This window comes from Rhodococcoides fascians NBRC 12155 = LMG 3623 (genome assembly GCF_001894785.1).
GTDB classification, from domain to species: domain Bacteria; phylum Actinomycetota; class Actinomycetes; order Mycobacteriales; family Mycobacteriaceae; genus Rhodococcoides; species Rhodococcoides fascians.
The window spans coordinates 215,291-229,546 of sequence record NZ_BCWW01000003.1 but is presented as its reverse complement, the minus strand read 5'-3'; the positions used below and the strand labels follow the sequence as shown (position 1 = coordinate 229,546).

General features: G+C 65.4%; 10 protein-coding genes. 7 read left to right on the top strand and 3 right to left on the bottom strand.

What is annotated here, in order from left to right; all coding sequences use genetic code 11:
- Positions 1-11 precede the first annotated feature (11 nt).
- The gene (locus RFA01S_RS08880) at positions 12-587 is read right to left on the bottom strand and encodes a TetR/AcrR family transcriptional regulator (RefSeq protein ID WP_032381506.1); all 576 of its coding nucleotides are present in this window, start codon (positions 585-587) and stop codon (positions 12-14) included.
- Between the two features lie 79 nt (positions 588-666).
- Here RFA01S_RS08880 and RFA01S_RS08875 point away from each other — a divergent pair, with 79 nt between their 5' ends.
- Positions 667-1,272, top strand: coding sequence for an NAD(P)H-dependent oxidoreductase (locus RFA01S_RS08875; RefSeq protein WP_032407241.1), 606 nt, complete (start codon positions 667-669; stop codon positions 1,270-1,272).
- Between the two features lie 29 nt (positions 1,273-1,301).
- Here RFA01S_RS08875 and RFA01S_RS08870 read toward each other — a convergent pair whose 3' ends face one another.
- Positions 1,302-2,480 carry an acyl-CoA dehydrogenase family protein gene (locus RFA01S_RS08870; RefSeq protein WP_032386445.1) on the bottom strand — a complete coding sequence of 393 codons (1,179 nt, stop codon included), beginning with the start codon at positions 2,478-2,480 and terminating at the stop codon, positions 1,302-1,304.
- A gap of 137 nt (positions 2,481-2,617) precedes the next feature.
- Between RFA01S_RS08870 and wrbA the strand changes: the two genes are divergently transcribed.
- Positions 2,618-3,217: an NAD(P)H:quinone oxidoreductase gene (wrbA, locus tag RFA01S_RS08865; RefSeq protein WP_027495694.1), complete on the top strand. Its 600-nt coding sequence runs from the start codon at positions 2,618-2,620 to the stop codon at positions 3,215-3,217.
- Between the two features lie 233 nt (positions 3,218-3,450).
- Complete coding sequence (locus tag RFA01S_RS08860) at positions 3,451-5,661, top strand: sensor domain-containing protein (RefSeq protein ID WP_032407242.1); 2,211 nt, start codon at positions 3,451-3,453, stop codon at positions 5,659-5,661.
- Positions 5,662-5,685: 24 nt separating this feature from the next.
- Here RFA01S_RS08860 and RFA01S_RS08855 read toward each other — a convergent pair whose 3' ends face one another.
- Complete coding sequence (locus tag RFA01S_RS08855; protein ID WP_027495692.1) at positions 5,686-6,309, bottom strand: TetR/AcrR family transcriptional regulator; 624 nt, start codon at positions 6,307-6,309, stop codon at positions 5,686-5,688.
- Between the two features lie 105 nt (positions 6,310-6,414).
- Between RFA01S_RS08855 and RFA01S_RS08850 the strand changes: the two genes are divergently transcribed.
- From RFA01S_RS08850 to RFA01S_RS08835, 4 genes are read left to right on the top strand one after another with little or no spacing between them, the layout of a single operon-like run.
- Entirely contained in the window at positions 6,415-8,439 is a 2,025-nt protein-coding gene (locus RFA01S_RS08850) for an amidase (protein ID WP_032407243.1), read from the top strand.
- Positions 8,440-8,441: 2 nt separating this feature from the next.
- Positions 8,442-9,683 carry an MFS transporter gene (locus tag RFA01S_RS08845; RefSeq protein ID WP_032407244.1) on the top strand — a complete coding sequence of 414 codons (1,242 nt, stop codon included), beginning with the start codon at positions 8,442-8,444 and terminating at the stop codon, positions 9,681-9,683.
- Entirely contained in the window at positions 9,680-11,341 is a 1,662-nt protein-coding gene (locus tag RFA01S_RS08840; RefSeq protein WP_072692055.1) for an amidohydrolase, read from the top strand. Before RFA01S_RS08845 ends, RFA01S_RS08840 begins: the two co-directional genes overlap by 4 nt.
- Positions 11,334-14,219: an aminotransferase gene (locus RFA01S_RS08835; RefSeq protein WP_032407245.1), complete on the top strand. Its 2,886-nt coding sequence runs from the start codon at positions 11,334-11,336 to the stop codon at positions 14,217-14,219. Before RFA01S_RS08840 ends, RFA01S_RS08835 begins: the two co-directional genes overlap by 8 nt.
- The last annotated feature ends 37 nt before the right edge of the window (positions 14,220-14,256 follow it).

Sequence of the window (14,256 nt, the reverse complement as noted above, 5' to 3'; positions counted from 1 at the left end):
GCGGGCCGAGTTCAGGACCTGGCGACCGCGGCGACGATCAGATCGGTCAACTCCCCGATCGCTTCGGCCGGTGTGAGTGACCCGGATACGGCACCGTGGGACAACGCGTCTGCGGCACCGAAGACGGCGGTCAGAGATGGCGTGGACATGCCGTCGGCATCGGTGAACGGACGCAGAATCTCCCGACACCGCTCGAAGTAGGCGCGCTCGGCGGTGCGCTTGACCTGTTCGAGTTCGGGCGAACCTTCGAGTGCCGCAAGCACACCCGTCAATTCCCTCCCCTGGGCCAATGTGCACCCCACGTAGGAGTCGGCAATGGCCTTCGCCCGACCGCGGACCGTCATGGGTGCCGAGTCGAGAGATTCCTCCAGCATCGCCGCCTGCCTGGCATCGAATTCGGTGAACAGAGCGGCAAGAAGTTCGGCGCGGGAGGCAAAGTGGCTGTACACCACCGGTTTCGCGACACCGGCATGCTCTGCGAGCCGTCCGAGAGTCAACGCGTCGGCCCCCTCGGCGCGTACGAGAGCCCAGGACACCTCGATCAACTGGGCGTTTCGATCGGAGCGCGACAGCCTCGTCCGTGCCATTCCGCCACCTCCTTGATTATGTACTAATAGTAACCTACTGTTGGTACATAGCCGATCTTCCCCAGCCGAAGGAACAGCCATGAACACGCTCGTCGTAGTCTCCCATCCCGACCCGCACTCTCTGACCCATCAGGTCGCTCACTCCGTAGTCGAGGCCATCCGATCCACCGGCACCACCGTGGAGACCGCAGATCTCGCCGCAGAGAGCTTCGATCCACGATTTTCGGCTGCAGATCTGAGCCTGTTTCGTGGAAACGGGAGCACACCGTCCGATGTAGCCGAGGAGCAGACACGGATCGACCGCGCCGAACACCTGGTTCTCGTCTTCCCGATGTACTGGTGGTCGATGCCGGCGCTACTGAAAGGCTGGATCGACCGCGTGTTCGTCGAGGGCTGGGCCTACGAATACGGGGACAGAGTATTCGTGAAGAAGCTGGACGGACTCACCATCCATCTGGTCGTCGTCGCCGGAGACGATGCAGACAGCTTCGAGCGCCATGGCGTCCATCAGGCCATTCGAACGCAGATCGAACGCGGCATCATCGAATACTGCGGTGCCACAGTGGGATCCACGAACTTCGTATACGGGTCGGACACCAGGAGTCGCGCGGAACTCGCTGCCGAGATCTCCTCCGTCGGTAGCGCGGTCGCAGACCGGGTCGCCGCGCAGCGCGCGCTCACCTGACCAGCAACAGCCACGCGGGACGAGGGTGGTCAGCGATTCCGCTTCTGCTCGGCACGGATCAAACCGCCGCCGACGATCAGCCGCTGAATTTCGCTGGTTCCCTCGTACAGGCGGAGAAGACGGACATCTCGATAGATTCGCTCGACGGGAACGCCGCGCATATATCCTGCGCCGCCGTGGATCTGGACCGCGAGGTCGGCAACTGTGCCGACCATCTCGGTGCAGAACAGCTTCACCGCCGACGGCGCGATCCGTCGATCGGTGTTTTCCACCCAGGCTCGGGCAGCCTCACGCACCATGGCCCGGCCTGCCATGACTCCCGTCTGCTGGTCGGCGATCATCGCCTGGACGAGTTGATGATTGCCGATGGGCTCGCCACCCTGCGTGGAAGACGCAGCGTAGGAGACGGATTCGTCCAGGGCACGCTGCGCTTGACCGACGGCGAGCGCTGCGATGTGGACGCGGCCACGCGCCAACGACGTCATCGCCGCCCGGTATCCGATGTCACCGTTGCCGCCCACCAGAGCGTCGGCGTCGACCTCGACGTCGGTGAACGTCACATCCGCGGTTCCTGCTCCCTGCTGACCCATCTTCGCGTCCTTGTCACCGACCTCGACACCCGCAGCGTCGGCGGGGACCAGAAACACCGCGATCCCGTTGCCGCTGTTCGGCTTCGGGTCCACTCGCGCGAACACGACGAACAGGTCCGCGATGGGCGCATTGGTGATGTAGCGCTTGCTTCCGCTGATGATCCAGCCAGTACCGTCCACTACTGCCGTCGTTCTCAGCCCTGCCGGGTTCGAGCCGGCACCGTCCTCGGTCAACGCGAACGACGCGACGACGTCGCCGGCCGCCATGCCGGGCAACCACGTTGCCTTCTGCTCGTCGGTGCCGAACCCGACGAGCACCTGGCCCGCGATTCCGTTGTTGGTGCCGAACATCGACCGCAACGACAGTGTGGTGTAGCCGAGCTCCATGGCAATCTCGACATCCTGAACCAAGTCCAGGCCGAGACCACCGAACTCTTGCGGAATCGCGTATCCGAACAACCCCATCTCGGCGGACTGTCTCCGGAGATCGTCGGGAATCGAATCGGCGTTCATGATCTCGAGTTCACGCGGAACCACCCGCGATCGGACGAACTGGGAGACCTGCTTCTTCACGTCCGCGAAGACGTCGTCGGGTACCTCGGCATTGCGCACGGTCATGGCACCACTATCGACGCTGCCCACGGATCGGACAACCGACAACCGCGAGTAGTTGACACAACAATCATATTGAGTACCATCGAATACAGTTGACATCGCAACTACTTCGGATGTCCACCCGACGAAAGGTCTCATCGATGACGAAGATCGCAATCATCTACTACTCCGCAACCGGCCACGGATCCACGATGGCGAACAAGCTCGCCGACGCAGCGACGGCGGCTGGAGCCGAAGTACGCGTGCGGCACATCGCGGAGACGCGCGACCCCAGCACCTTCGCCGAGAACCCCGCCTGGTCCGCCAACTACGAGGCAACCAAGGATCTTCCCGCTGCCAGCGGCGACGACATCGTCTGGGCCGATGGCGTCATCCTCGGATCTCCGACGCGTTTCGGTAGCACCGCAGCACCGTTCCAGAACTTCATGGACTCGCTCGGCGGCTACTGGGCCAAGGGTGAACTTGCGAACAAGGCATACGCCGCCTTCACCTCGAGCCAGACCGCGCACGGCGGCCAGGAGACCACGCTCATCGGTCTCTACACCTCGCTGATGCACTTCGGCGGCGTCCTGGTTCCGCCCGGATACACCGACGGACTGAAGTTCGCCGACGGCAACCCCTACGGCGTCAGCCACGTCACCGGACCCGAGAACAAGAACGAGCTGGACGACGCGACCACCGCAGCGCTGACCCACATGGCCACGCGCGTCGTCACCATCGCCGAGGCTCTGGCGAAGTAGAGGCCGGCTCTCGTCACCTCGAGAAGACCGCCCGATTCGCGTTCGCGTCCGGGTCCGCACATCGCCAGTGCGGACCCGGACGTAGTACATGCGTGATGACAAACGGCGTGTTTGTCATCTCGGGCGTGCACCGCCATGCTGTGTGCAGGGAACAGCAACTCCGCTGACTTCTGCGATCGGTCGGTGGCGTCGCCCACCGACTCGTCGCTGCGACGAGTGCGAAACGGACATCGATGAACGATCCCGGCTTCGATCCGCTCGTTCTCCGCGCCCTGTTCGACGAATCCCCCGACATGGTGGCCCTATCCGCGTTCTCCGGCAGCGTGATCGACGTCAATCCGGTCGGCCTCCACCTGGTCGGCCTGGAAGAACTACCGTCGTCAGGCCTGTTCACAGCAGATTTCTTCACCACCCGCGGGCTCGAAGTCTCCGGTGACGTCGAACATGCATTGCAGACGACCGGTCACTGGCAGGGCCGTACCGAATTACGCCACTTCGTCTCCGGCGCGGGCATTCCCGTTGCCCTGTCCACGTTCGTCGTCCGACGTTCCGGGCGAGAACCCGACCTGATTGCCACGATCGTCCGCGACCGCACCCGTGGACACCAGCGCGATCTGGACCTGCTGGCCGCGGCTGTATCGGCGGAGAGAATCGCAGTCGAGCAACGGGCACTGGCCGAATTGAGCGCACTTGCCGTCACGGCGGACTTCGATACTGTGCTGGCTGCGGCCACGAGCACGGCGGCCAAGTTGGTGGGCGTCGAGTCTGCGGCCCTGGCCCGACGTTCGGAGGACTCGACCGACCCGCTTCTGTCCGTCGACGCGATCACCCGCGCGCTCCCACACGATTTCGTGCTTTCCACCGGCGACGGGTCGTTGACCGGTTACGCCCTGGCGCGAAGGGCGATCACCGTGTGTTCCGACGTCGAATCCGAAACACGATTCGACACCTCGGCCATGGCTGCCCTGGGCTTTCGCAGCGGTGCCGCCGTTCCGATCACCATCGGTGCCGGGCTGTGGGGCGTACTGATCCTCTTCGGCCGAGAACCACATGTTTTCGGCGACGGAGACATCGCATTCGTCTCCGCAGTCGCCGGAGTGCTCTCCGCTGCACTCGAACGAGTGGAACTCGACCGCGAGCTGCGCTGGCGCAGCGCGCACGATCCCTTGACCGAACTGCCGAATCGGGCGGTGGCGTACGACGCGATCGACACTGCGCTCGCACAGGTCGCGGACACCGGCGGCCGAGTGGCCCTGCTGTTGCTCGACGTCGACGATTTCAAGATCATCAACGACAGCCTCGGCCACGACGTCGGAGACCGCGCACTCGTGCACTTCTCACGCCGCCTGGCCGCGACCGCGAGACCTGGCGATACCGTGGCCAGGCTCGGCGGCGACGAATTCCTGATGATCTGCAATCACATCGACGACGTCGCACATGCCGAACGCGTCGCCGAGTGCATCCGTTCCGCTCTCGCGGCCCCTACCGCGGAAGACGAGGGCGACGACCCGATTCCGGTGAGCGCCAGCATCGGAGTTGCGGTGTCCACTGCGGGCTCGACCCGACGCGAGCTCCTTCGATCGGCCGACCTGGCGATGTACCGCGCCAAGGACACCAGGGCCGGGCACGCCGTCTTCGACTCGAGCGACCTCTACGACGCCGACCGTGTGCGCTCCATGTCGGTGGACCTGCGCCGCGCCGTGGCCTCCGGCGACCTCACACTGGACTACCAACCCGTGATCGACGTCGAGACCGGACACATCGTTTCCGTCGAAGCTCTGGCGCGTTGGCAGCACCCGAATCTCGGTCCCATCGAACCGTCCGAATTCGTTGCCGTGGCCGAACGCACGGGTGTGGCAACGCTTCTCGACGATTGGGCCCTCACCACCGCCTGTCGACAACTCGTCGACTGGCGCGGGCTGGGCTGCGTCGGCATGCGCGTCAACATCAGCGCGCTGCAACTGCGCGACCCGGCCTTTCCCGATCGAGTGGCTGCCGCCCTGCTCACCACAGGTGCGCACGCTGACGGCGTCGTTCTCGAACTCACCGAGACGGAATGGCTCGCCGACACCGGCACGGTTGCGTCCAATTTGGCGAGACTCCACGAGATGGGAGTTGCGTTGTCACTCGACGATGTCGGGAAGGGCTACAGCAGCCTGGCCTACCTCGAACGATTTCCGGTGATCGGCAGCTTCAAGATCGACCGAACGTACATCGACGCTCTCGACACCGAGCGAGGACGAGAAGTGTTGACCGCCATCGTGTCACTGGCGAAAGCCTACGGCGTGACAGTCGTGGGCGAAGGCGTCGAAACGCAGGCGCAGCTCGACGCTCTCACCGCAGCGGGATGCAATCTGGTGCAAGGATTTCTGCTGGGTCGGCCCGCCGACGCCGAGCACACGGCACTGCTGCTGTCCCGTGACAGCGCAGCGCGACAACGCTGAGCGCGTCGAACACGGGTCTCGATCTCACCGCCGGGGGCGCGCCGATGCGACGAGCATCGCCAGACCCATCTCGAAGGCGCGGGTGGCAATGGGATCGTCGGCATCCTCGTGTTGGACGGTCTCGTAGGCCGCGGCCAACCGCGGGAAAGCCTCCTCCTGGCCGGCAGGATCGAATACGACACTCGGGCCGGACATGTCGAGGACGCTTCCGAGGATGAACGATTCGAACGCGGTCAGCAGAGGCAACACGTCCCTGCTCTCCCAGCCCACCGCCTCTGCGGCAACAGAGAAATCCTCGTACTCCGCCAACAGCACCGGGGTCGATGCGCGTGTGGTCATGAGGAGGGGAACGGCGCGGTGATGCTCCGCGAACGCCAATCGATAGGACCTCGCCCATTCGACGAGGCCCTCCTCCCAGGGCAATTCGCGTAGCGGTGCCGAGTCTATTCGGGCCGAGACCAGCGCTCGGACGTCTTCGATCATCGCCGCGCGGTCGGCGACGTGGTTGTAGAGGGAAGTAGGGTTCACGCCCAATTTCAGCGCCACGCCCCGCATGCTCGCACCGTCGGCTCCGTGGCGATCGACCAGGGCCAATGCGGTGCGGGCGATCAGGTCACGGCTGAGAATGGCGCGAGGTGGTCGTGCCATGGTCGCCTCCTCTCGGGCGGTCGTCGAGTACGGACAGCCTTGCATGTCGGGATTTTTTTCGATTCACCCGTTCCCAAAACCGACAGTGTGTGTTTTAGTTCTGTCATGACTTCTTCTTCCTTCACCGTGGTCGAGGCCGATGTCGCCGGCGTTTCCGCCGCGCTCGCCGAGGGCACTGTGACGAGCGTCGAACTGGTAGCGCGTTACCTCAATCGAATCGGGCACTACGACCGCACCGGCATCAGCCTCAACGCCGTTCCGGTACTGAACCCCGACGCGTTCGAGGAAGCCCGCGCAGCCGACCGGCGCCGGAGCGCTGGGCAGACCCTCGGCCCGATGGACGGAATCCCCTACACCGCCAAGTCCAGCTACAAGGTGCGCGGCCTCCCTGTGACGGCCGGCTCGCCCGCATTCGAGACCCTCGTCGCGACCGACGACGCCTTCGCCGTGGCCCAGCTGCGAGCGGCAGGCGCCATCTGCCTGGGCCTGACCAACATGCCGCCGATGGCAGCGGGTGGAATGCAACGCGGACTCTACGGACGCGCCGAAAGCCCCTACTTTGCAGAGTTTCTCACCTCGGCGTTCGGCTCGGGATCCTCCAACGGCTCGGGTACGGCGACAGCTGCGAGTTTCGCCGCCTTCGGGCTCGCCGAGGAAACCTGGTCCTCGGGCCGCGCACCCGCGTCGAACAATGCACTCGTCGCCTACACACCCTCTCGCGGAGTGATCTCGGTGCGGGGCAACTGGCCGTTGGTGCCCACGATGGATGTCGTTGTGCCGCATGCTCGTACGGTCGACGACCTACTACACCTACTGGACGTGGTCGTGGCCGACGACGCAGTCACCGAGGGCGACCTGTGGCGCATGCAGGAGTGGGTGACCATTCCGCCTGCCTCGGATGTTCGGCCCGCGTCCTTCGCCGAATTGCCGCCGCTGCCGCTGCAGGGACTCCGACTCGCCGTACCGCGCCTGTACGTCAACGGCGATCCCGACAGTGCGTATCCGATCCACACCCGCGATTCGGTGATGACCCTGTGGCAGACCATGCATGACGACCTGGTCGCTGCAGGCGCAGAGGTGATCGAAACCGACTTCCCCGTCGTGGAGAACTACGAAGGCCTGCACCCGAACTCGCAGACCATGGTCGACCGCGGTCTCGTTCCCGCCGAATTCCTCGAACGCGAGCTGGAAGAACTCTCGGTGTGGGCGTTCGACCGCTTCCTGGCCTCGAACGGTCAGCCCGGCCTGCGCGGCCTGGCCGAGACCGACGGGGCGCGCATCTTCCCGCATCCCAAGGGCGCGCTCCCCGATCGCTACGGCATCCTGCCGTTCGACACGGCCTACGACCTGGCGGACTACGTTCCCATGGCGAAGGCAGGGGTGACGCCGTTCGATCGCATTCCGTCGGTGGAGGCCGGCATGCGTGGATTGGAAGAGGTCCGCCGCGTCGACTTCGAGAAGTGGTTGCAGGACAACCGCTTCGACGCAGTCGTCTTTCCTGCCGTTGCCGATGTCGGCCCCGCCGACGCCGATGTCGACGTCGCGTCCGCCGATATCGCCTGGCGCAACGGAGTCTGGGTGGCCAACGGCAATCTCGTTCCCCGCCACCTCGGCATACCCACCGTCACCGTTCCCATGGGGTCGATGAGCGACACGTCGATGCCGGTCGGGTTGACCCTGGCCGGTGCTGCCTACTCCGATTCGACCCTGCTGCGTCTCGCGCGTTCCGTCGATGCCCTCGGGGCACGACGAGTGGCTCCCGCACGCACCCCGGCACTGACCGACGAGCACGTGTTCGACGGCATCGTCGGTGCCGGTGACTCGGATGCCTCCATCGCAGTGACCGACGTGCAGATTCGGCCGGGCTCCGCGGGCGACGAACTCACCTTCGCCGTCCGGATCGACGGCGGTTCCATCGACGACGTACAGGCTTTCGTCGACGGAGTGAGAGTGCCGCTCCACACGACGGGCAGCGCCGTCACCGGGACAGTGTCGATTCCGCCGGGTTCGTACGACACCCTGCACAGTGAGTGGCGGGCACCGTACGGTCCCCTCGTCGTCGCCGTCGCCCGCTGCGCAGATGGTGGTGTCGCCGGTGCCATGGCGACCACCGACGGATCGCCTCTCTGATCATGACCATTCCACTGACGCCCGACGCCACCCGGCTTCCACTGAACACTCGACGAGCGACGTCGACATTCGGTATGTCCGTACTCGGCCTGCTGACCGCAAACTTGTTGCCGTTCATGGTGATCGCACTCCAGGACTCCCTCGGCGTCAGCGTCGCCGAGGCGGGGACCATCATGACGGGCTCGCTGCTCGCCACCGCGCTGGCCTGTATCGCCGTCACCCGACTGGCCGAGGGGTCGCGGCGGATCGCGGTAGCCCGAGTCGGTCTCGTGGTGACCGCACTCGGATTCGGTGTCGCTGCGTTCCCGCTCGGTGCCACCGTCACTGTCGTCGGCGTCATCGTCGGAGGTGCGGGAGCCGGCGGCGCACTGGCCGCGAGCGGTGCAGCTCTGGCGGCACTGCGCAATCCCAACCGGATGTCGGCGGCCAACGGACTCGTCAACCGAGCCGTCGTGACCCTCGTCCTCGCGGTGATCCCGCTGGTCGGGGTCGGCCTGGGCAGTGTCTACGGATTCGTCGCGGCTCTGGCGATCGTTCTCCTGGTGACGTCGGGTTGGTTGCCCGCCGCACCCGTACTCGACTCACCCGACCCGGTGCGACGGGCTGTGGAGCCGCCGGCCTCGGTCGGCACGCGGCGCATCACAGTTGCCGGAGTGTCCCTGCTGGTGATGTACGCGGTGTGGGCGATCAGCGAGGATTCCCTCTGGGCGATCGCAGGCACCATGGGCGCAGACAATGCGCAGCTGAGCGACGCAGCACTCGGTGTGGTTCTCAGCGCATCCAGCGCAGGGGGATTCTTCGCCGCCCTCGTGCTCATCCTCCTCGGCGACCGGGTGGGCCGCGCACTTCCGATGGCGGTCCTACTGATCGTCGGTGGTGCCCTGAAACTCGGTACGTCCCTCGCCACCGATCCCACGGTGTACGGCGTGCTCCTCGTCGCGTGGAACTCGGTGTACCTGGCGGCCTTCCTGTTCTTCATCGCCACCGCGGCCGCACTGGATGCCAACGGCAGATTCTCGGGTCCCTCGCTCGGCGTGTATCTCGTGGGTACCAGTTTCGCTCCAGCGTTCGGTGGTTGGCTCGTGGAGTCGTTCGGCTACAGCACATTCGGCTGGGTCGTAGGCGTGGCCAGTTGGTTGTTGGTCGTACCGGTCGTTCTCGTCGCACGATTGTCCACCCGCGTCGAACAGGCAGAAAAACAAGCACGGCAATCGGATTCGCTACCGCAGGAGACATCTCGATGACAACCCCGACCACCCGGACCGCACTGGTGAACGGCAGGATCCTCAGTTCCTCCGGCACCCTGGAGGCCGTCGCCGACGGTACCTTGGCCGAGGCCGATCGTGTGGTGATCGACGGCGACCACATCGCCGAGGTGCACCTGCCCGGCACCACACACGCGGCGTCAGCCGACGTCACGGAGGACCTCGAAGGCCGCTTCGTCCTCCCCGGATTCGTCGACTCGCACGTACACCTGTTGTGGCTCGGCGCCGGGCTCAGCAGCGTAGCCCTCACCGACGCAGGCGATCTCGCGGAGATTCGACGCCGGCTGGTCGACGCACGAGAATCCCTCGGCTCCGAGGCGACCATGCTGCGCGGCCGCGGATGGCTCTTCGATGCCATCGACGGTGAACCCACCGCAGCCATGCTCGACGAGGTCGTCTCGGACATTCCGGTGTTCCTCGACTCCAACGACATGCACTCGATCTGGGTCAACACCGCCGCACTCGAAGCGATGGGAATCGACGCGACGACAACGGATCCGGCCGGTGGTCGAATCTCGCGTCTCCCCGACGGCTCACCCGCCGGAATGCTGTACGAGCGCGCCGCGCACGAATTGGGTTGGGCCTACCTGTCTTCGATGACCTCGAACCAGGATCGAGAGCGACACATAGGGCGTGCGCTCGACGCGTTCGCGGCCGCCGGTGTCACCTCGGTCGTCGACATGGGGATGGACGAAGACGGCTGGCGCGCGCTGTGCGGTGTCGCGCAGCGCTCGGGAGGCCGGCTACCGGTCCGTGTCTCGGCACATTGGCTCGTCGTCGATACCGGTGACGCGCAGCGCAATCTGGACCAGGTGAACCGTGTTCTCGAGCTGCGGAACGACCCGACACCGTGGCTCGAGCTCGTCGGTATCAAGCTAGTACTCGACGGTGTGATCGACGCGTGTACCGCAGCGTTGAACTACCCGTACGCCAACGGCACCAACGGAGACCTGCTGTGGAGCGCCGAGGCCCTTCTACCCGTCGTCGTCGCCGCGGATGCTGCACACCTGCGTCTGGCCATCCATGCCATCGGCGATCTGGCCAGCGACATGGCCCTCGATGTTCTCGAGGAGATGATCGACGTCAATCCGCCGTGGGATCGGCGACCGCGGCTCGAGCACCTCGAAATCGTCAGCGATCGGACACCCGACCGAATGGCTCGGCTTGGCATCACGGCATCGGTACAGCCGGTGCACTCCGACCCTGCGATCCAACCGAACTGGCGCGCCCAGTTGGGCGACGACCGCGTCGAACGCGGCTACCCGTGGACGTTGTTCACCGCTGCGGGGGCCCGCCTGGCGTTCGGCACCGATGCCCCGACCGCGCCCCACGAAGCGCTGGCGAATTTGTACATCGCCACCACGAGACGCTCGGCCACCGACCACTCGCTGCCACCGAACGAGCCACAGTTCGCGGTGCCGCTCGACGCCGCCCTACGCCACGCGACATTCGACTCCGCCGCGTCCTTCGATGCCGATTCGCGGGTCGGTCGAGTGCAACCCGGCATGTACGCCGACCTCGTCGTACTGGACGGTGACGTACTCGACGGAGGCAATCTGTTGGCTGTGTCGGTCGTGCGCACCATCGTCGGCGGCAAGACCGTGTTCGAGAAAGAGACCGAGGAAACCCATGTCTGACACCGTGTTCGACTTTTTCGCCCAGCCCGAGCTACCGACGCCGACCCTCGAGTCCGACGAGGTCCGTAGGCTGATGGACGAAAACTTCGGATTGGCATGCACCCTCACCGAACTCGGCAGCCAGCAGGACCAGAACTTCGTGGTTCGCGACATCGACAGCGGCGCCCCGGTCGGCGTCCTCAAGCTGAGCAACCCGGTGTTCAGCGAGTCCGAGATCGAGTTGCAGGACCTCGCCGCAAGCATCGTTGCCGAGCGAGAGCCGACGCTGCGTACCCCGAAGGTGGTCGTCGGCCCGCGCGGACCTATGTCCGCATGGTGGAACTCGTCGCAGGGGCGCATCCACGGCCGGGTCATCGAATTCATCTCGGGCACAACGCTGATGGGCTCGAACTATCTCTCCCCCGCCACGACCGCGCGGATGGGTGAACTCGCAGGAAAGGTGAGCGTTGCACTCTCCGATGTCGACCACCCGGCGTCGGGCCGGGTGCTGCAATGGGATCTGCGCCATGCCGATCGCGTCATCGCGACGCTGTTGCCCGACGAGCCGGACCAGGATGTCAGCGATTTCATCACCGACGTCACCGCCTCGGCCTTGCGCCAGTTGCATTCGGTGTCGGCCGACCTGCCACTTCAACTCGGTCACTTCGACATCACCGACGACAACGTTCTCGCGCCGACGGCACCCGGGTCGCTCCCCGACGCCGTCATCGACTTCGGCGATGTCAGTCGATCGTGGGCGGTCAACGAAATTGCGGTGACCTTGTCCTCGCTGCTGCACCACGACGGCTTCGCGCCGGTCGACGCACTGCCCGCCATCCGCGCCTTCCATGCCGCACGTCCGCTGAGCGAGAACGAGATCGAGGCACTGTGGCCATTGGCCACCCTGCGCGGAGTGGTCCTCGTACTCAGCGGCCGTCAGCAGGTACGCCTCGACGCCGGGAACTCGTACGCCGACTCCGCGCTGGATCGCGAGTTCCGCATCCTCACCCAAGCAGCATCGGTGCCCTGCGCCGTGATGACCGAAACCATCCGTCGGGCACTGGGTTTGGACGCCCGGCCGCGACCGACATGGCAGGGCGAACCGTTGGTCGCCGGTATGTCCGACGCCGTGACCATCGACGCGGGCACCACGTCGACCGTCAACGACGAAGGGCGCTGGCTCGACCGACACACCCTGACGGCCGCCGCGCTTGCCGCACTCGATGCAGGCGCTCCCGCCGCAGTGGTACCTGCGTGGTCTGCTCGACTCACCGGTGGACCCAGCCGCACTCCCACAGAGCCGGCCACGATCTCCACTGCGCTGACCATCTGGCTCGCCCAGGACACCACGCTCGACGTACCTGCAGACTGCTACACCACGCACACCGACGACGGCATCACCGTCACGTCCGGTGACGACGCCGTCCACTTCGTGGGCGTACCGAACTCACCGAATACCCTTGTGCTGCCGGCGCGTACACCGATCGACGTCCAGCTCACCCGATCGAACTCGGGGCCGATACCACTGCGCGTCGAGCCCTCGTACTCCCACGGTTGGTCGGTACTCGCCGGTGACCCAGCGCCGGCACTCGGGCTGCCCCCTACCGTCGTCGCCCCCGAGGACGACACCCTCGAGCGCCGCGAACGGCTGCTCGCCGAGGTCCAGGAGCACTACTACGCGGAGCCGCCCCGCATCGAGCGGGGGTGGCGTGAGTACCTGGCCGATGTCGACGGCCGGGTCTACCTCGACATGGTCAACAACGTCGCGTCCGTCGGCCATGCCCACCCGAAGGTGGTGGCGGCCGCCCATCGGCAGATGCAACTGCTGAACACCAACTCGCGCTTCAACTATCGTGCGATCACGGAATTCGCAGAACGCATCACCGCGACCCTCCCCGACGAACTCGACACCGTGTTCTTCGTCAACTCCGGTTCGGAGGCAACCGATCTCGCCATCCGGATCGCGATGGCCGCGACCGGACGTACCGATATCGTGGCCATGAAGGAGGCCTACCACGGGTGGACCTTCGCCAGCGACGCCGTCTCGACCTCGATAGCCGACAATCCCAATGCCCTTGCCACCCGGCCGGACTGGGTACACACCGTCGATGCCGCGAACTCCTACCGAGGAAAGCACCGCGGTGACGACGCCTCGAGGTACGCACCCGAGGCCGTACAGTTCATCGACGACCTGGCTGCGGCAGGCACTCTCCCCGCCGGGTTCATCTGCGAGTCCTACTACGGCAACGCCGGAGGAGTCGCACTTCCCGACGGCTACCTCCAGCAGGTCTACGCCGCCGTCCGCAAGCACGGTGGCGTCGCGATCTCCGACGAAGTGCAGGTCGGTTACGGCCGACTCGGCGAATGGTTCTGGGGCTTTCAGCAGCAGCAGGCGATTCCCGACGTCATCGCGGTCGCGAAATCCATCGGTACCGGCCAACCCGTCGGCGTCGTTGTCACGACCCGAAAGATCGCCGACCGCTATCGCACCGGTGGCTACTTCTTCTCCTCCACGGGCGGATCGCCGGTGTCGTCGATGATCGGTCTCGCCGTGCTCGACGTCATCCAACAAGAGGGGTTGCAGCAGAACGCGCGCGTCGTCGGTGGCCACCTGAAGTCTCGACTGCAGGCCCTCGCGACCGAGCACCCCATCGTGGGCACGGTGCACGGCTCGGGGTTGTATCTCGGGCTCGAATTCATCCGCGACCACACCACCCTCGAGCCCGCCACCGAGGAAACCGAGGCCATTTGCAATCGGCTCCTCGAACTGGGAGTCGTCATGCAACCCACCGGCGACCACCAGAACGTGCTCAAGATCAAACCGCCCCTGTGTGTCTCGAAGGAATCGGTCGACTACTTCGTCGACTCGTTGAACAGAGTCCTGACCACCGGCTGGTAGGCGGCAAATCGGCTCCTCGGTTTCGCGGCGAGGCTCC